The sequence below is a fragment of the Rhodococcus sp. H29-C3 genome (genome assembly GCF_030063405.1).
Lineage (GTDB): Bacteria > Actinomycetota > Actinomycetes > Mycobacteriales > Mycobacteriaceae > Rhodococcoides.
On record NZ_JASITC010000005.1, the window covers coordinates 132,799 to 150,788 of the forward strand.

The 17,990-nt window shown below is 62.1% G+C and carries 17 protein-coding genes; 13 read left to right on the top strand and 4 right to left on the bottom strand.

Translation table 11 applies throughout. The annotated features are described in order from the left end of the window. Nucleotides 1–14: 14 nt before the first annotated feature. Nucleotides 15–665, bottom strand: a complete 651-nt coding sequence (cofC, locus tag QMK32_RS13605; protein ID WP_283475539.1) for a 2-phospho-L-lactate guanylyltransferase — start codon at nucleotides 663–665, stop codon at nucleotides 15–17. Nucleotides 666–787: 122 nt separating this feature from the next. On the opposite strand from cofC, the gene QMK32_RS13610 reads away from it, so the two are divergent. Further along, nucleotides 788–1,786: an NAD(P)H-dependent glycerol-3-phosphate dehydrogenase gene (locus QMK32_RS13610; RefSeq protein ID WP_269303456.1), complete on the top strand. Its 999-nt coding sequence runs from the start codon at nucleotides 788–790 to the stop codon at nucleotides 1,784–1,786. Between the two features lie 52 nt (nucleotides 1,787–1,838). After that, a complete protein-coding gene (locus QMK32_RS13615) occupies nucleotides 1,839–2,945 on the top strand; it encodes a D-alanine--D-alanine ligase family protein (protein WP_283475542.1) in 1,107 nt (368 codons plus the stop codon). Between the two features lie 9 nt (nucleotides 2,946–2,954). Here QMK32_RS13615 and QMK32_RS13620 read toward each other — a convergent pair whose 3' ends face one another. After that, nucleotides 2,955–3,545: a DUF3515 domain-containing protein gene (locus QMK32_RS13620; RefSeq protein WP_283475851.1), complete on the bottom strand. Its 591-nt coding sequence runs from the start codon at nucleotides 3,543–3,545 to the stop codon at nucleotides 2,955–2,957. A 175-nt stretch (nucleotides 3,546–3,720) separates the two neighbouring features. Between QMK32_RS13620 and QMK32_RS13625 the strand changes: the two genes are divergently transcribed. The 3 genes from QMK32_RS13625 (at nucleotide 3,721) to QMK32_RS13635 (ending at nucleotide 6,024) form a co-directional block, all read left to right on the top strand. Beyond that, nucleotides 3,721–4,734, top strand: a complete 1,014-nt coding sequence (locus QMK32_RS13625) for a thiamine-phosphate kinase (RefSeq protein ID WP_349307564.1) — start codon at nucleotides 3,721–3,723, stop codon at nucleotides 4,732–4,734. 76 nt (nucleotides 4,735–4,810) lie between these two features. Continuing rightward, entirely contained in the window at nucleotides 4,811–5,335 is a 525-nt protein-coding gene (locus QMK32_RS13630) for a gamma carbonic anhydrase family protein (RefSeq protein WP_283475544.1), read from the top strand. Beyond that, nucleotides 5,332–6,024 carry a uracil-DNA glycosylase gene (locus QMK32_RS13635; protein ID WP_283475546.1) on the top strand — a complete coding sequence of 231 codons (693 nt, stop codon included), beginning with the start codon at nucleotides 5,332–5,334 and terminating at the stop codon, nucleotides 6,022–6,024. The genes QMK32_RS13630 and QMK32_RS13635 overlap by 4 nt, the downstream gene beginning before the upstream one ends. A gap of 11 nt (nucleotides 6,025–6,035) precedes the next feature. On the opposite strand, the gene QMK32_RS13640 is transcribed toward QMK32_RS13635, so the two are convergent. Beyond that, nucleotides 6,036–6,824, bottom strand: a complete 789-nt coding sequence (locus tag QMK32_RS13640; RefSeq protein ID WP_283475547.1) for an enoyl-CoA hydratase/isomerase family protein — start codon at nucleotides 6,822–6,824, stop codon at nucleotides 6,036–6,038. Nucleotides 6,825–7,001: 177 nt separating this feature from the next. Next, nucleotides 7,002–7,193, bottom strand: a complete 192-nt coding sequence (rpmB, locus tag QMK32_RS13645; RefSeq protein ID WP_084348574.1) for a 50S ribosomal protein L28 — start codon at nucleotides 7,191–7,193, stop codon at nucleotides 7,002–7,004. Between the two features lie 344 nt (nucleotides 7,194–7,537). Between rpmB and QMK32_RS13650 the strand changes: the two genes are divergently transcribed. From QMK32_RS13650 to rpmF, 8 genes are all read left to right on the top strand, one after another. Next, nucleotides 7,538–9,211 (top strand): DAK2 domain-containing protein, encoded by a 1,674-nt coding sequence (locus QMK32_RS13650; RefSeq protein WP_502943622.1) that lies wholly within the window; start codon nucleotides 7,538–7,540, stop codon nucleotides 9,209–9,211. A 48-nt stretch (nucleotides 9,212–9,259) separates the two neighbouring features. Then, nucleotides 9,260–11,539 carry an ATP-dependent DNA helicase RecG gene (gene recG / locus QMK32_RS13655; protein ID WP_283475550.1) on the top strand — a complete coding sequence of 760 codons (2,280 nt, stop codon included), beginning with the start codon at nucleotides 9,260–9,262 and terminating at the stop codon, nucleotides 11,537–11,539. 90 nt (nucleotides 11,540–11,629) lie between these two features. Then, entirely contained in the window at nucleotides 11,630–15,040 is a 3,411-nt protein-coding gene (locus tag QMK32_RS13660) for a pyruvate carboxylase (protein ID WP_283475553.1), read from the top strand. 72 nt (nucleotides 15,041–15,112) lie between these two features. Next, complete coding sequence (gene rsmD / locus QMK32_RS13665; protein ID WP_283475555.1) at nucleotides 15,113–15,670, top strand: 16S rRNA (guanine(966)-N(2))-methyltransferase RsmD; 558 nt, start codon at nucleotides 15,113–15,115, stop codon at nucleotides 15,668–15,670. Nucleotides 15,671–15,683: 13 nt separating this feature from the next. Then, the gene (gene coaD, locus QMK32_RS13670; RefSeq protein ID WP_283475557.1) at nucleotides 15,684–16,172 is read left to right on the top strand and encodes a pantetheine-phosphate adenylyltransferase; all 489 of its coding nucleotides are present in this window, start codon (nucleotides 15,684–15,686) and stop codon (nucleotides 16,170–16,172) included. A 109-nt stretch (nucleotides 16,173–16,281) separates the two neighbouring features. Further along, nucleotides 16,282–17,049 (top strand): DivIVA domain-containing protein, encoded by a 768-nt coding sequence (locus QMK32_RS13675; RefSeq protein WP_283475854.1) that lies wholly within the window; start codon nucleotides 16,282–16,284, stop codon nucleotides 17,047–17,049. Between the two features lie 143 nt (nucleotides 17,050–17,192). Then, a complete protein-coding gene (locus QMK32_RS13680; RefSeq protein ID WP_502943599.1) occupies nucleotides 17,193–17,801 on the top strand; it encodes a YceD family protein in 609 nt (202 codons plus the stop codon). Nucleotides 17,802–17,803: 2 nt separating this feature from the next. Beyond that, complete coding sequence (gene rpmF / locus QMK32_RS13685) at nucleotides 17,804–17,986, top strand: 50S ribosomal protein L32 (RefSeq protein WP_283475559.1); 183 nt, start codon at nucleotides 17,804–17,806, stop codon at nucleotides 17,984–17,986. The last annotated feature ends 4 nt before the right edge of the window (nucleotides 17,987–17,990 follow it).

The following is a 17,990-nucleotide window of genomic DNA, read 5'->3' on the forward strand; positions in this document are numbered from 1 at the left end:
TCGTCGGCGATAGGTCACCAGCCGAGCGAGTGCAGCACTTCCATCGTTGCGCGACCCACACCGAGTTCGAAAGCGAGCCGAACGTCGGTGATCGTATCGACGTCCAGACGCAGTCCTGGCCAGTGGCCGTCGAGGTCGAGTGCGCCGGAATCTTGATGACGTTGTGCCGATGCCGGGCCGAACAGTGGGTCGAAACGACCCGTAGTGCCCTTCAGGATCAACGCCGCTGTACCGGTCCCATGATGGTCGCTGACTATGGAGCGGCCATTCGGTCGAGCACGTGCATACGCCTGCGCCAATTCCTCGCTGCGCAGGGCGGGTAAATCGGCTTGGAGTGCGACGATGTCGAGTCCATCCTGCGCTCGGATTGCCGACGCAGCAGTGGAGAACGCAGAGTTGAGCCGTGTGGAGGAGTCCTCGGACGGAATGCTCGACGGCTCCCGCGCAACGCGCGCATCCATGCTTTCGGCAATCTCTGCGACCGCAGGATCGGGAGTCACCACCGTGATCCCGACAACCGAGTCTACGGCCCGAGCGGCCACGACCGTATCGCGAAGCATCGCCACGACGAGCCGTGCACGATCGGCAGCGGTGAACGAGTCGGCCAACCGAGACTTGGCGGTAACCAGGTCCCTGACGGCAATCACCACGTGCGCTCTTCCCATGACGGTCCATTCTGTCAGCGACTCGAGTATCAGTGGAGTTCGGCCTCGGCAACGCCTCGGACAGATACTGTGGTCCGGCGTGGTCCACATGATTTCTTGGCGATCAAAGAAGGTGGCGTTCGATGACCAAAGCAGCGGTACTCGGTTCTGGATCGTGGGGAACCGCATTCGCGAAGGTGCTCGCGGACGCAGGCACCGACGTCACGATGTGGGCCAGACGTCCGGAATTGGCCGAGTCGATCAACGATAGTCACGAGAACACGGACTATCTGGCGGGAATCACACTGCCATCCTCCATCTCGGCGACGAGTGATCCAGGCCGAGCACTGGACGGTGCGGACATCGTCGTTCTCGCCGTACCGTCACAGTCGCTTCGGGACAACCTCGCCGTGTGGGCCGACTCGATTCCAGCCGACGCAACTCTGCTCAGCCTCGCCAAGGGGATCGAGACCGGGACACTGCTACGTATGAGTCAGGTCATCAGTCAGGTGACCGGAGCCGATCCGAGTCGAATCGCAGCGTTGTCCGGCCCGAATCTCGCTCGACCGATCGCCGAGGGGCAACCGGCTGCCACCGTTATTGCATGCTCGGACTCCAGGCGTGCCCTGGAGGTTCAAAAGTCCTGTGCAACTGGGTATTTCAGGCCATACACGAATTCGGACGTCATCGGGGTCGAAATCGGTGGAGCGTGCAAAAATGTGATCGCGTTGGCGTGCGGCATGGCCAGCGGAGTCGGGTACGGCGAAAACACGCTCGCCTCGATCATGACTCGCGGTCTCGCCGAGATCATCAGGCTCGGCTCGGCGCTCGGGGCGAAACCTGCAACCCTTGCAGGCTTGGCAGGCGTCGGTGATCTGGTGGCGACCTGTTCGTCGTCGCTGTCACGAAATCGATCCTTTGGAGAACGGTTGGGTGTCGGTGGGTCGATGGAGAGTGCCCAGGCGGCAGCGCACGGTCAGGTCGCCGAAGGCGTCAAGTCCTGCACTTCGGTGCGGGCTCTGGCGGAGAGTTACGACGTCGAGATGCCGTTGACCGACGCGGTGCACCGCGTGTGCCACAGCGGACTGTCGGTCCCTGATGCAGTGGATCATCTGCTCGGCCGTCGGATCAAGCCCGAGTAGCGTCGGCGGGCCACGTCGAGGCCCCTCTTCGGGGTGACGGTACGGTTTCGCCGTGAGCAATCCTCGTACCAGAGTCGCCCTGATCTTCGGTGGTCGGAGCAACGAGCACGCCGTTTCCTGCGTATCCGCAGGCAGTGTGCTCGACAACATCGACCGTGAACGATACGACGTGATTCCCATCGGTATCACCACCGATGGTGCATGGGTTCTCGGTGCCACCGACGTCGACGAACTTGCCATTCACGGACGGTCCCTGCCGTCGGTGGACAAGAACGGTACGGCTCTGGCGTTGACAGCAGACCCCACCCGGCGCGGTGCCATCATCGGTCTCGGTGAGGAGGACGCGGGAAAGATTTTGGCGTCGGTGGATGTCGTGTTTCCCATTCTGCACGGCCCGTACGGCGAGGACGGCACGCTACAGGGACTCCTCGAGCTCGCCACCATTCCCTACGTCGGGCCTGGAGTGTTCGCCAGTGCCGCAGGCATGGACAAAGAGTTCACCAAGAAGCTACTGGCATCGGAGGGGCTGCCGGTCGGCAAGCAGATCGTGCTCAGGCGAGGCACCGACGCACTGACGACCGACCAACAGGAATCGCTGGGCCTGCCTGCGTTCGTCAAACCGGCGCGTGGGGGATCGTCGATCGGTATCACGAGAATCGTCGGATGGGACCAGCTTCCGGCTGCGGTGGCAGAGGCTCGCCGACATGATCCGAAGGTGATCGTGGAGGCCGCAATTCACGGACGTGAAGTCGAGTGCGGAGTCCTCGAGTTTCCGGATGGATCCATCCGAGCGAGCGTCGTGGCCGAGATCAGAATGCCCGACGCGGCAGCCGACGATCACACGTTCTACGACTTCGACAGCAAGTACCTCGACAACGTGTGTGAATTCGACGTTCCGGCACTTCTGACCGAGGACATCAGCGCATCCATCCGCTCTGCAGCAGTCGACGCATTCCGTGCCTTGGACTGCCAAGGTCTGGCCCGCGTCGACTTCTTCGTCACAGACGAAGGACCGGTGATCAACGAGATCAACACGATGCCGGGATTCACCTCGATTTCGATGTTCCCGAAGATGTGGAATGCGACCGGCGTCGATTATGGAACGCTGATCGACACCCTCATCCAGACCGCACTCGCGCGCGGCACCGGGTTGAGATAAGTCGATTACCTACCGGAGTGGGGCCGGATCGAGAGGCGACTGCGCGAGTGAGTTCGAAATAGCAGTCGAGGCATCTTGCAGCGGCGTGGGTCCGGACCCGTTCGGTACGGTCAGCGCCACGTACACCGGGCGATCTACGGCGAACCACGTGCTCGCCTCGATGCCCGAGTCGGCGCCGGAGACTTCGAACCACTGAACACCGTTGATCACCTGCAAAGGGGCTGCGACATCGAATCCGTCGGGACGGTTCAGGCCGCACCTCAAGACCACGGGCTCGGATGTGTCGTCGTCGAGCGCCCACGCTCGGGTTGCGAGCGGTGCCGGATCGGCGAGATCGACGCTCGCGTAGTCGCCGAGTGATGTTGGTAAGGCATCGACGAGTGCGCTGCAGTCGGCACTGTCTGCAGCAGGAGCTTCGACCGGACCAAGGGCCTCGGGTGCCCGCGTCGAGGTTCCGGATATCGATACGGCAGCCACGATGAACCCGACCATTAGGGCAACGGGAAGTGCGATCGCGGTCGCGATCACGGCGGGATGGCGCTTGTTGGGCTCGGGCTCGGGCTCGGGTGCGGGTTCGGGCGCGCGATCGTCGGTATTCATCGTCCTCGGTGTCATCAGGAGTCGTTATCGGTCTTTCGACAGCCCAGCCTACTGGTGATCGGCCCGTCCGAAATCCTCGACCGTGACACCGAGGTAGTGTCGCGGTGGTTTCTCGTGCGCGTCGAAAGTTATCAGGCCTCTGCTCGGCCGCAGCTGAAAGGCACCACAGAGGTCGGTGGCAAGCCCGCCGCACCAGATTCGTAGGAGGAAGATCATCGACGACGAAGATCGTGGCGAAGTCCGGCAGCGAACCGTTGCGGAGATGGGCGAATTCGCGGTTATCGACCGCGCCACTCGCGGGCGCGTGCAGACCGCCGACTCGATCCTGGGTCCGGGTGACGACGCTGCCGTCGTCGCCGCACCGGACGGCAGGGTCGTCGTGACCACGGATATGTTGGTGCAGGGCAGGCACTTTCGTCTGGACTGGTCCAGCCCGGTCGATATCGGCCGGAAGGCAATCGCACAGAACGGTGCGGACATCGCTGCAATGGGTGCGCGATGCACCGGATTTCTCGTTGCGCTGGGGTGTCCGGCCGACACGTCCCTTTCCGTCACGGATGGCGTGACCGAAGGGCTGTGGCGGGAGGCGACCCGAGCAGGCGCCGGAATCGTCGGTGGAGATCTCGTGCAGAGCGACAGTTTGGTGATTTCCATCACGGCGCTCGGTGACCTCGGTGGACGATCTCCGATCCTGCGGTCAGGGGCGAAACCCGGGAACGTTGTTGCCGTTGCTGGACGGTTAGGGTGGTCGGCAGGCGGTCTCGCTGTGCTTCTCGCGGGATCGGCACATCATCGCAGCCTCGTGGAATTCCATCGCGCTCCGCAACCGGACTACCTTCAGGGGATCTCCGCCGCGGTAAATGGTGCGACATCTTTGACGGATGTGTCCGACGGGTTGATTGCCGATCTCGGGCATATCGCGCAGGCATCTTCGGTCGCTATCGATCTCCACAGCGAATCGATCAGACTGGACGAGGAGATCGTCGACGCCGCACACGATCTCGGGTCGTCCGCGCTCGACTGGGCTCTCAACGGTGGAGAGGATCACTCGTTCGTAGGCACCTTCGCGGCAGATGCGTCGCTCCCCGACGGGTGGATTCGGATCGGCTGGGTTCGCGAGGGCGCCGGGGTCACTGTCGACGGTCGGAAGTTCTCGGGCGGGAACGGGTGGTCGAGTTTCTCGACCTGACAGTCGAGGTCGACTCCACCACCGTCGGCGGCTTCACCCGGGTCGGCCGAGTTTTTGGACATGTAAGTTGCAGGACATGGCAATCTACGCGCTCGGCGACCGTGAACCGCAGTTACATCCCGACGCTTACGTACATCCGGACGCCGTGGTCATCGGAGCTGTGACACTGGCCGCAGGCTCGTCTGTCTGGCCGGGAGCAGTCCTTCGTGGTGACTACGGAACGATTTCGGTCGGCGAAAATACCAATGTGCAAGACGGAACGGTCGTGCACTGCACACCGATCCACCCGACCGTCATCGGATCGAATTGCGTCCTCGGACACAACGCTCACGTGGAGGGCGCAATCATCGGTGACGATTGCCTGATCGCTTCCGGTTCGGTGGTCCTCAACGGCTCGACGATCGGTGCCGGTTCGATCGTCGGCGCCGGCGCGGTGGTTCCGTTCGGATTCGTAGTTCCAGAGCGACGTATGGCTCTGGGGGTACCCGCGAAAGTTCGCGAGGGATACGAGGTTCCGCTCGGTCACCTCGACATCAACGTGAAAATGTATGCGGCGAATGCCACCTACTACCGTGACTCGCTTCGGCGGTTGGACGTATGAACGGTAGGCCACTCGCCGAAATCGTCGAAAGTGGCTGGGCCACAGCACTTGCACCGGTGGAGGACCGGATCGCGGCGATGGGTGACTTCCTTCGAGGCGAAATTGCCGAAGGCCGCACCTATTTACCATCAGGTGAGAACGTGCTGCGCGCTTTCACACGGCCTTTCGCGCATGTTCGTGTACTCGTCGTCGGCCAGGATCCTTATCCGACACCCGGCCACGCTGTCGGACTGAGCTTTTCGGTTGCTCCCGACGTTCGCCCGGTCCCGCGGAGCCTGGCCAACATCTTCAAGGAGTATTCGAACGATCTCGGATTTCCGACGCCATCGAACGGAGATCTGACCCCATGGTCAGACCAAGGGGTTCTCCTCCTCAACAGAGTTCTCACCGTCGAACCAGGGGTCGCCGCGTCGCACCGCAAGAAGGGGTGGGAAGCGGTGACCGAGCAGGCGATTCGAGCTCTCGTAGCGCGCGAGGAAGCAGACAAGCCGTCGGGACTCGTCGCCATCTTGTGGGGTCGCGACGCGGCAACACTCAAACCCATGCTGGGACGGACTCCCATCATCGAGTCCGTGCATCCGTCACCGTTGTCGGCATCGCGGGGATTTTTCGGCACCACACCCTTCAGTCGCACCAATGAGCTACTGATCGCCGGCGGATACGAGCCCATCGACTGGCGGCTTCCCTGACTGTGTGCGAGTCAGGAAAAATCGGGTCGACGCTTCTCGACAAAAGCATCGACACCCTCGCGGCCTGTCGGTCCTACCGCCGCCGCGGAGATCGACACGGCCTCCGCCTCCAATTGCTCCGCCAGAGTCCGGTGCTCCGAGTGCGCCAGCAATTCCTTCGCGCCGCGGTAAGCCGATGTCGGCCCGGCGGCGAACGCTCGAGCCAACCGCTCGGCCTCGCTCACGATGATGTCTTCGCCGACGAGCCGGCTCAGTAATCCGAGTCGCACCGCTTCCTCGCCGTTGAGGATCGAGTCGTTCAGGAGAATGTCACGCGCTCTGACCGAGCCCACGATGCGCGGCAAAGTCCAGGTCATCCCGCCATCGGGGGTGAAGCCGATTCCTGGGTAAGCCGGACGCATCTTGGTTGCCCGCCCGCCGATGGCGACATCGGCGTGACATACCAAACTCATCCCTGCACCTGCTGCCCATCCATGCACACCGGCGACGACGGGAACGGTGGTGGTCGCCAGTTCCAGAACGAAGGCATGGAAGTTGTCGGCCACGGCGCGAACGTAACTTCCGCGATCGTCCGCTGAGGCAAAGGCTCGCACGTTGCCGCCCGCGCAGAAATTGGGGCCGGTACCGACGAGAAGAACGCATCCGACGCGGAGATCACCTGCGTTGACCGACCGAAGTGCCGCGGCCCCTTCGGTCATGGCATCGCCGCTGAGCGAGGTGCCCGCGGCATCGGTAGACACGATGATCTTCAGGACGCCGTCAACCAGTTCGACATGATTCGTGCTTTCGAAGTTCGTCACAATCGCACTGTATCGGGCCGCATCGGTCGGCATCGACGGTGCCCTGACGACGTTAGGCGATCGCGAGGAATTCTTGCCGAACCACTCTGGCCCACAAGACAACTCTGGCCCACAAGACAACTATGGCCTCACTGCTCCGAGAGCAGTGAGGCCATAGTCGAGTCTCGTGGGCGAAAGTCAGCCCCGAACCACCTTGCCTGCCTTGAGGCAGGACGTGCAGACGTTCATGCGCTTGTTGTTGCCGGGGGCAACCTGTGCATGAACGGTCTGGATGTTCGGGTTCCAACGACGGTTGGTCCGTCGGTGCGAGTGCGAGACCGACTTACCGAAGCCGGGCCCTTTGGCGCATACGTCGCAGACGGCAGCCATAGTCGCGAACTCCTTGATAGATGATTGATCATTAACGTGCGGGCGGTTGCTCCGAATAACTTCAGCAGACAGTACGCCGAACCACACCGGGCAACCCTGCAAGAATAGCGGGCGTAGCGGGAATTAACCAAACCGCGTCCAGACTCCACGCCATGAGAGACGCTCGGCGTAGTGCCGAACTGTGCCTGTAGGAGCTCGAGTCTAGGCTGACTCGTCTACAGAAGCTGGGTCATGGAACGTCGGTGGCGTAGCGAAATCAATGCCGGTTCTTCAGCGAGAACTGGGGCGAACAGGTGGTGGACGTGGTCGAGCACGGCGAGAAGTCCATGGCCGTCGACATGCCCATGTCCTCGCCCTCGCCCTCGCCTAAGTCCTCGATGGGTGTCGAGGAGATGCGGCTGTGGGCCTATAAATGTGTCGACGGCCTCACAGCGCGATGCGACGAGATCAACGAACTGAACGTCTTCCCGATCGCGGACTCCGATACCGGTACCAATCTCGTGTTCACCATTCGTGCGGCGGTGGAGTCGATGCGCACGGCAGGAGCGGATGCCGATATCGCTGCCGTCGCGGCGGCGCTTGCACAGGGCGCCATAGCTGGTGCGCGGGGCAATTCCGGGGTGATCGTCTCGCAATTGTTGCGCGCCCTCGCCGAGGTCTCGGCCGACGGTGAGTTCGATGGAGCCGCGCTCACCCGTGCACTGGTTCGGGCGGCCGATCTCGTCGTCGACGTCGTGAGCGTTCCAGTGGACGGGACGATTGTCAGCGTGCTGGGCAGTTCGGCACGTGCGGTCGCGGACCTCGGTCAGCCGTGCGATATCGCAGCGGTGGCGCGTTGCGCAGCCGAATCGGCAGCTGTGGCACTCGACCGCACACGTCACCAGCTGCCGGCTCTCCGAGCAGCGGGAGTGGTCGATGCAGGCGCGCTCGGACTTCTGGTGATGCTCGACGCGCTCTGTGGTGTCGTCACCGGAGTCGAGCCGCCGCCGAGACAGCGCTACCACAGGCAGGTGACGACCGAGACCAGTCGCGCCGTGACGCCTGGATCGAAAAATCGGGTCGATTCGGTGCAGGTAGGAGAGGCGATTGTCGGATACGAGGTTCTCTACCAGCTTTCCGGCATCGACGAGGCCGCTGCGATCGAGTTGCGGCGAGCGCTGACAGAGATCGGTGATTCGGTGGTCGTCGCCGGTGACGGCAACGGTTCGTGGTCCGCCCATGTGCACACGGCAAATGCTGGTCTGGCCGTCGATATCGGTATATGTGCCGGGCGGATACATGGTGTGCGCATCGCCGCCTTCGGCGCGGGGGAGAACTGTGACACGGCGACGTCGGCTCCGGGCGACAGTGGGGAAGTTTTCGGTCGAGAGATATTGGCGGTGGTGGCAGGGGACGGTGCCGAGCAGCTGTACCTTGCCGAGGGTGCACATGTACTTCGTTGCGACACAACAGATATAGGGCCCGCGCAGTTATGTGCGGCGATAGTCGGATCTTGGCACACGGAGGTCCTCGTCCTGCCGAACGGGGCATTGTCTGCGCAGGAGTTGGTGGCCGTCAGCGTCGCTTCACGCAACGCAGGTAAAGACGTATTGATGCTCCCGTCGTCGTCGATGGTTCAAGGCCTGGCGGCTCTTGCTGTCCACGACCCGACCAAAGAAGGAGTGGACGACGCATTCACGATGTCCGAAGCGGCAGCCGGAACTCGGTGGGCTTCGGTCCGTATTGCCGAGGTACGGGCCCTGACGTGGGTGGGGACGTGTGAACCCGGTGACGGCCTCGGTCTTGTCGGGCGGGAAGTGGTGGTAATCGGGTCCGACGCGATCACGGCCGGATGTAACCTGCTCGATCAATTGCTGTCGGCGGGTGGTGAGATGGTGACCGTACTGCTGGGGGAGTCCGCAGATGCCGAATTCGGTCAGCGGTTGGCCGAGTACGTCGCCGAGCACCATCCCGTCGTGGAATTCGTCACCTATCGCGGAGGGCAGCCAGGAGACATGGCTCAACTCGGCGTGGAATGAAACTGCGCACGATAACCGAGATCGAGAAGGTAAGGACGACAAGGGAAGATGGTGGCACTCTCGGATCGGCTCGACGGGGTCCTCGGCGACAAGGTTGCTGGGCCCTTGGCCGAATTGTTCGCGCTCGAGACCGTCGAGGATCTTTTGCGGTACTACCCACACCGCTACATGACGCAGGGCGCCGAACTGAGCGAGAAGGAACCGCCGGAGGGCGAGCACATCACCATCGTCGCGACGATCGCGTCGGCAACGTTGCGAACGATGAAGGTGCGCAAAGGGCAGTTTCTTGCAGTCTCTCTTGCGGCGGAAGATCAGCAGATCGATGCGACATTCTTCAGCCCCCACAAGCTCAAGCATGTCCTCACCCCCGGTAAGCGTGGAATGTTCTCGGGCAAGGTCAAGTATTTCGGTCGGCGATGGAATTTGACGCACCCGAGTTACGTGATGCTCGGTGGGGACGAGGACGACGGGGCGGTGCTCACCAAAGGTCGGGTCGTGGGTGGCGGATCGTTGGCCGGTTTGGCGCGTGGCTCGCTCGATTCGTCCGGCAGTGTCGACATGTCGGTATTCGAGCGCGCATTCGTTCCGATCTATCCCGCGGCGAAGGACGTGGAGAGTTGGACTTTCATGCGCTGCGTCCGTCAGGTTCTCGACCAATTGGACACCGTCGAGGACCCACTTCCGTCGGAGGTGCGTTCGGAGCGGGAACTGGTGGACCTCGACACCGCACTGCGTTGGATACACTTTCCGGACTCCGTGGAAGAAAAGGACCAGGCCAGAGCGCGTCTGAAGTTCGATGAAGCGCTTGCAGTGCAACTCGTCCTGGCAGCGCGCAGACAGGACGCGTCGAGCAGGGTGGCTCCCGAATGTTCGCCGCGTGTGGACGGGATTGCGGCGGAGTTCGAGCGTCGACTTCCGTTCACACTGACAGCAGGGCAGTTGACGGTGGCCGCGGAAATCTCGGCGGACTTGTCGCGGGGACATCCGATGTCGCGATTGCTACAAGGTGAAGTGGGATCGGGTAAGACAGTGGTTGCCCTACGGGCGATGCTGCAGGTGATCGATTCGGGACATCAATGTGCGCTGTTGGCCCCTACCGAGGTCCTGGCGTCGCAGCACGCGCGATCGATCTCGGCGATGCTCGGCTCGTTGGCGGCCGCCGGCGAACTCGGATCCCACGAGCTCGCCACCAAGGTCTCCCTGCTGACCGGTTCCATGTCGACGGCGGCCAAGCGAACAGCGCTGCTGGATGCAATCACCGGAGACGCCGGAATCGTGATCGGGACGCACGCGCTCATCCAAGATCGGGTCGAGTTCATGGACCTCGGCATGGTTGTCATCGACGAACAGCACAGGTTCGGCGTAGAACAGCGGGATGCGCTCAGATCCAAGGCGCGTAACAACACAAGCCCGCACCTGCTCGTGATGACGGCAACACCTATTCCGCGGACCATTGCCATGGCCTCACTGGGTGATCTCGAGACGTCCATTCTGGCCGAGCTCCCGCGCGGACGCGCACCGATCAAGACCAGTGTGGTTCCAGCATCGCAGAAGCCGAGTTGGGTCGATCGTGCGTGGGAACGCATTCGTGAGGAAGTTCGCGCGGGCAGACAGGCGTACGTCGTCTGTTCTCGGATCGGTGACGACGACGCCGAGGGCACCGGGAAGCGGCCACGAACACGCGCAGCCGGCCACGACGACGATCGAGCACTGCCCGAGACAAAATCTGCGCTCGAGATGTACGACTTGCTCACCGGTGGTCCGTTCGCCGATCTCCGCGTCGGGATGCTGCACGGCCGGATGCCCGCGGAGGAGAAGGACGCCTCGATGCAGGACTTCACGGCAGGCGAGATCGATGTACTGGTGTGCACGACCGTGGTCGAGGTCGGCGTCGACGTGCCGAATGCCACGGTCATGGTGATCGTCGACGCCGATCGGTTCGGAATCAGCCAGCTACATCAACTACGGGGTCGCATCGGCCGTGGCGGTCACCAGGGTCTGTGCATCATGATCAGCCAACTCAGTCCGATGGGTGCTTCGTTCTCGCGATTGACGGCAGTAGCCGCGACCAATGATGGATTCGAGTTGGCCAAACTCGATCTGACTACGCGTCGCGAGGGCGATGTGCTCGGCGCAGCACAATCGGGGACCGTGACCAGCCTTCGCCTGCTCTCGCTCATCGACGACGAAGACGTGATCGCCGACGCCCATGCGTGCGCAAGGTCGCTCTTCGAGTCGGATCCGACGATGGCCGATCATCCTGGCGTCGCGTCGATGATGAAATCCGCATGGCGATCGGACAGGATCGACTATCTGGAGAAGTCCTGACGGGTCTCTGCACCGTTAAAGACCCCGAACCATCTCATATCTCGAGATGGCGGACACAATTTGTGGACTTGTCGGCGGTAGGTTTAGCGCATGTTCTCCAAAGTGCTGGTTGCCAATCGTGGCGAAATTGCCATCCGTGCATTTCGCGCGTCGTACGAGTTGGGTGCCGCTACCGTGGCTGTCTTCCCGTTCGAGGACCGCAATTCGCTTCACCGAACCAAGGCGGACGAGGCCTACGAGATCGGGGAGAAGGGCCATCCCGTCCGCGCCTATCTGTCGGTGAAGGAAATCGTCGCTGCAGCACAGCGGAGCGGTGCCGACGCGGTCTACCCGGGTTACGGATTCCTGTCGGAGAATCCGGATCTCGCTGCTGCGTGCGCGGAGGCGGGCATCACGTTCGTCGGGCCTTCGGCCGAGGTGCTCGAATTGACGGGCAACAAGGCCCGCGCAATTGCCGCGGCCAAGCGTGCCGGTCTGCCGGTTCTAGCCTCCTCCGAGCCGTCTGCGGACGTCGAGGAATTGGTCGCGGCTTCGGAAACGATGACCTTCCCCTTGTTCGTGAAGGCAGTGGCCGGCGGCGGCGGCAGGGGCATGCGCCGGGTGGCCGAGCCGGCGCAGTTGCGCGAATCGATCGAAGCGGCAGCGCGTGAGGCGGAGTCGGCGTTCGGTGACGCGACTGTGTTTCTGGAGCAGGCGGTCATCGATCCACGGCACATCGAGGTGCAGATTCTGGCGGATGGGCAGGGCAACGTGGTGCACCTGTTCGAGCGGGATTGCTCTCTGCAGCGGCGTCATCAGAAGGTCATCGAGATGGCCCCTGCGCCGAATCTCCCTGGGGAGCTTCGTGATCGGATGTGCGCCGACGCGGTTGCTTTTGCGAAGGAAATCGGTTACTCGTGCGCGGGCACGGTGGAGTTCCTTCTCGACACTAGTGGCAACCATGTGTTCATCGAGATGAATCCGCGTATCCAGGTGGAGCATACGGTGACCGAAGAGGTCACTGATGTCGATTTGGTGCAGGCACAGTTGCGTATTGCCTCGGGGGAGTCCCTCGCCGATCTGGGGTTGGCTCAGGAGAACATCGTGTTGCGTGGGGCGGCATTGCAATGCCGAATCACCACCGAGGATCCGTCGAATGGTTTTCGTCCCGATACCGGGCGCATCACCGCGTACCGCACCCCGGGCGGTGCAGGTGTGCGATTGGATGGTGGCACGACACTCGGCGCCGAAGTGGGCGCCTACTTCGATTCCATGCTGGTGAAGTTGACGTGTAGAGGCAGAGATTTCGATACCGCAATTGCGCGTGCGCGTCGCGCGGTGGCGGAGTTCCGTATTCGTGGCGTAGCAACCAACATCCCGTTTCTGCAGGCAGTTCTGGTCGATCCGGACTTCACTGCGGGGAGGGTGACGACGTCGTTCATCGAGGAGCGTCCGCAACTGCTGACCTCGCGTACCTCCGGTGACCGCGGTACGAAGATTCTGACGTACCTGGCGGATGTGACGGTCAACAAGCCGCACGGGGAGCGGCCGTCGCCGGTGTACCCGCACGACAAACTTCCCCACATCGATTTCTCGGCGCCGATTCCCAACGGCAGTAGGCAGCGCTTGTTGGCGTTGGGCCCGGAGGGTTTCGCTCGGGATCTGCGTAATCAGAAAGCCCTCGCAGTCACCGACACGACATTTCGGGATGCACATCAGTCGTTGCTCGCAACCCGGGTTCGCACGTCCGGGTTGTTGATGGTCGCACCCTACGTGGCACGCACGACGCCGGAGTTGCTCTCGATCGAATGTTGGGGTGGCGCGACATACGATGTGGCACTGCGTTTCCTGCACGAGGATCCGTGGGAGCGTCTGGCCGCATTGCGTGAGGCGGTCCCCAACGTTGCGTTGCAGATGTTGCTGCGCGGCCGTAATACGGTGGGCTACACCCCGTATCCGGAGAAAGTGACGCGCAGCTTCGTAGCGGAGGCGACCGACACGGGTATCGACATCTTCCGCATCTTCGATGCGCTCAACAACGTCGATCAGATGCGTCCGGCGATCGATGCGGTTCGTGAGACGGGCACCGCGTTGGCCGAGGTTGCCTTGAGCTACACCGGTGACTTGTCGAATCCGAACGAGACGCTGTACACGCTGGACTACTACCTGAAGCTGGCGGAGCAGATAGTCGATGCGGGTGCCCATGTGCTGGCGATCAAGGACATGGCCGGGCTGTTGCGTGCGCCCGCCGCACGGACGTTGGTAACGGCGTTGCGGAGCAATTTCGATCTGCCGGTGCATGTGCACACCCACGACACTCCCGGTGGTCAGTTGGCGACGTACCTGGCGGCCTGGGAAGCAGGCGCTGATGCCGTCGACGGAGCGAGTGCATCGATGGCAGGTGCAACTTCGCAGCCCGCGTTGTCAGCGATCGTGGCTGCTGCTGCGCACACCGAGCGAGATACGGGCCTGGATCTGGCCGCAGTATGTGATTTGGAGCCGTACTGGGAGGCGTTACGGAAGGTGTATGCGCCCTTCGAATCGGGTCTGATGGCTCCGACCGGACGCGTGTACACCCACGAGATTCCGGGTGGGCAGCTCTCGAATCTCCGTCAGCAGGCGATCGCGCTGGGTCTGGGCGACAAGTTCGAAACCGTGGAAGCGAATTACGCTGCCGCAGACCGGATGTTGGGGCGTCTGGTCAAGGTGACGCCGAGTTCGAAGGTGGTCGGCGATCTTGCGCTCGCCTTGGTCGGCGCCGAAGCGTCGGCAGAGGAGTTCGCGGAGAACCCCGGAAAGTTCGACATCCCCGATTCGGTGATCGGTTTTCTGCGTGGCGATCTCGGAACTCCTGCGGGCGGATGGCCGGAACCTTTGCGCACCAGGGCGTTGGAGGGTCGAAGTGAGGCCAAACCCGAGACCGAGCTGACGGTCGAGGAGGAACGGAGTCTCGATGGAACGTCGGCGACGCGTCGGGAGATGTTGAATCGGTTGCTCTTTCCTGGCCCCAGCGCAGAGTTGGCGGAACATCGGGAAAAATTCGGCGACACGTCGCGGTTGTCGGCGAATCAGTTCTTCTACGGTCTGCGTCAGGGAGACGAGCATCGTGTTCAGCTCGAGAAGGGCGTGGAGTTGCTGATCGGGTTGGAAGCCATTTCCGATGCTGATGAGCGGGGGATGCGCACGGTGATGTGCATCCTGAACGGTCAGTTGCGCCCGGTGTCGGTGCGGGATCGTTCGATTTCCAGTGAGGCACCGACGATCGAGAAAGCAGATCGGTCCAATTCCGGTCACGTTCCGGCACCGTTTGCGGGTGTGGTGACGTTGGCAGTGGCCGTGGGAGACGAGATCTCGGTGGGAGAGACGGTTGCCACAATCGAAGCGATGAAGATGGAGGCCGCGATCACGGCACCGAAGGGCGGAAAGGTCGGCCGCCTGGCCATCGGCGGTGTCCAGCAAGTCGAGGGAGGGGATCTGCTCGTCGTGATAGGCAGCGGTGAGGGAGCTTCGGTGAACGACTGACGGGGTGTGAACACGGCGGCAAAGGGGAACTCGACACTGAGTGACCTTCTGTAACTGAGTAACCTCCTGTAGATGACCCGGATCGTGGCAGGCATCGCAGGAGGCCGAACCCTGAAAGTCCCGCCTCGCGGCACGCGTCCGACATCGGACCGTGTCCGCGAGGCGTTGTTCAGCTCGTTGGACTCGCGTCTGGATCTCGACGGCGCCAACGTACTCGATCTGTATGCAGGGTCGGGCGCCCTGGGATTGGAAGCACTTTCACGCGGTGCGTCGACTGTCGTGATGGTGGAGTCCGATCCGCGAGCGGCAGAGGTGATTCGGGGTAACGCCGCCGGCATCGGGCTGCCCGGTGCGTCCGTTCGATGTGCGCCGGTCTCCGCGGTGTTGGCGAGCCAGCCCGACCGCCCTTACGACCTCGTGTTGGCCGACCCTCCCTATGCCGTCGCCGATTCCGCGGTGGCGCAGATGCTCGTCGAACTTCTGACGAACGGTTGGTTGGCACCGCAAAGTCTTGTGGTGTTGGAACGCTCGTCCCGATCGGCAGTGACCACCTGGCCGGAAGGCCTGGTGGCGGGGAAGGTCAAGAAGTACGGCGAGACGCGAATCGAAATCGCCGTACTGGCACGGTGATAGCGTGAGCTCCATGACTGGAGCAGTGTGTCCTGGATCCTTCGACCCGGTGACCAATGGCCATATCGATGTGATCACCAGGGCTGCGGCGCAGTTCGACGAGATCATCGTCACCGTCATGATCAACAAGAGCAAGCGTGGCCTGTTCTCTGTCGACGAGCGCATCGAGCTTCTCGGCGAAGCTACGGCTCATCTGAAGAACGTCCGGATCTCCTCGTGGCACGGCCTGCTCGTCGACTATGCAAAGCAGGAGGGCTTCACTGCGATTGTGAAGGGTCTGCGTGGGGCAAACGATTTCGACTACGAACTTCAGATGGCCCAGATGAACCAGCGGTTGACAGGTGTGGACACCCTTTTCATCCCCTCGAATCCGTCGTTCAGCTTCCTGTCCAGTTCGCTGGTCAAAGAGGTTGCTACGTTCGGTGGAGATGTCGCAGGCATGGTTCCCGAGAATGTTCACTCCAGGCTTCTGAGCCGCATCGCCGAGCGCGCCGCCGAATAGCTCGGGCGACACACCGAGGCGAGTGCGACGCGCAGGCAGCAATCACCAGGCAAACTGGAAGTGCACTTTCCGCACGTTTCTTCGTAGTTTCTATCGATTGGGGTTACCGGTGTATCGCGTATTCGAGGCACTCGACGAACTCGTCGCCATTGTCGAGGAGGCGCGCGGTGTCCCTATGACGGCCGGCTGCGTTGTTCCTCGCGGCGATGTCCTTGAACTTCTCGACGATGTGCGCGACTCGATTCCTGGTGAACTCGACGACGCGCAGGACGTCCTCGATCACAAGGACAAACTGGTCACGGACGCTCGAGCGACGGCAGAGAAAACTGTCACCTCGGCCAACGACGAAGCCCAGGACACCGTCGAGAATGCGCGCGATTCCGCAGACCGAATCTTGGCCGATGCTAAATCGCAGGCCGATCGCATGGTTGCCGAGGCGAAGGCTCACGCCGAGCAACTCGTCGACGATGCGAACGACACCGCGGAGCGTTCGGTCGAAGCAGGAAGGCGTGAGTACGAGACGCTGACGACGCGGGCGCGGTCGGAGTCGGAGCGTCTCATCGAGTCGGGTCAGGCCTCGTACGATCGTTCGGTCGCAGACGGAGCCGAGGAGCAGGCGCGGTTGGTCGATCAAACCGAGGTCGTGCAGGCCGCACGCACAGAATCGGCGCGTGTCATCGACGCTTCGCATGCCGAATCAGACCGAATGCGTAGTGAATGCGACGTCTATGTCGATACCAAGCTGGCGGAGTTCGAGGAGTTCCTCAGTGGCACTATCCGCTCTGTGGGGCGAGGTCGCCAGCAGTTGCGGACTGGATCGGGTGTCCCGGACTACGGCCCGGATCCGTCCGGAGATGGGCGTCGTTCGCGCAGGTAAATCGTCAGATTTGCTCATGTCCGAGTCTGTGCGTACCGTTGTGTGGTTGCCCAAAGGTTGTTCTCGTCCGGCGCGCCATCTCGGTGACGTTGGTCGAACAGCTCCAAGGTGATCGAATCAATCGTCTGAGCAGGAAGATTACTGTGTCTACCCGTCGTAATACCCCTCGTGCCGAAGCGGGCACGGGATTCGTGCTGGATATCGACAACCTGAGCCGTCGGCCCGGGTCCATGACGGAGATCCAGCGGACGATTGTCGCGCCTTCGCGAATCGGTCTCGATGCGATCGCCATCGAAAAAGGGTCTTCGGTCGATCTCGATCTTCGCCTCGAAGCAGTATCGGAAGGTGTCCTTGTCACCGGCACTGTCCGGGCAGACACTGCAGGTGAGTGCTCGCGGTGCCTGGAGCCCGTTTCCGGTGCTGTGGATGTCTACCTCACCGATCTGTTCGCGTACCCGTCCAGCGTCACTGAGGACACGACGGACGAGGAAGAGATTCATCGCGTTGTCGATGATCAGATAGACCTACAGCCAGTCGTCGTGGATGCGGTCGGATTGGAGCTTCCATTGCATCCACTCTGCCGTGAAAACTGTCCGGGATTGTGCTCGGAATGTGGCATCAACCTGGCGATTGCGGAATCTGGACATAATCATGAGATAGTTGATCCTCGCTGGGCTGGACTTGCAGCCAAATTTGGCGTGGATCCAGTTTCAAGCACCGAACTTGTGAACAACGAAGCCGAGGAGAAGTAGAAGTGGCTGTCCCGAAGCGTAAAATGTCGCGTTCCAACACGAGGTCGCGTCGTGCACAGTGGAAGGCCACAGTGCCTACGCTTGTCACGTGCCCCAACCGTGGATGCGGCGAGAAGACTCTGCCCCACATTGTGTGCCCCTCGTGTGGCACCTACAAGGGCCGACAGGTAGCAGCAGCTGTCTGATCTT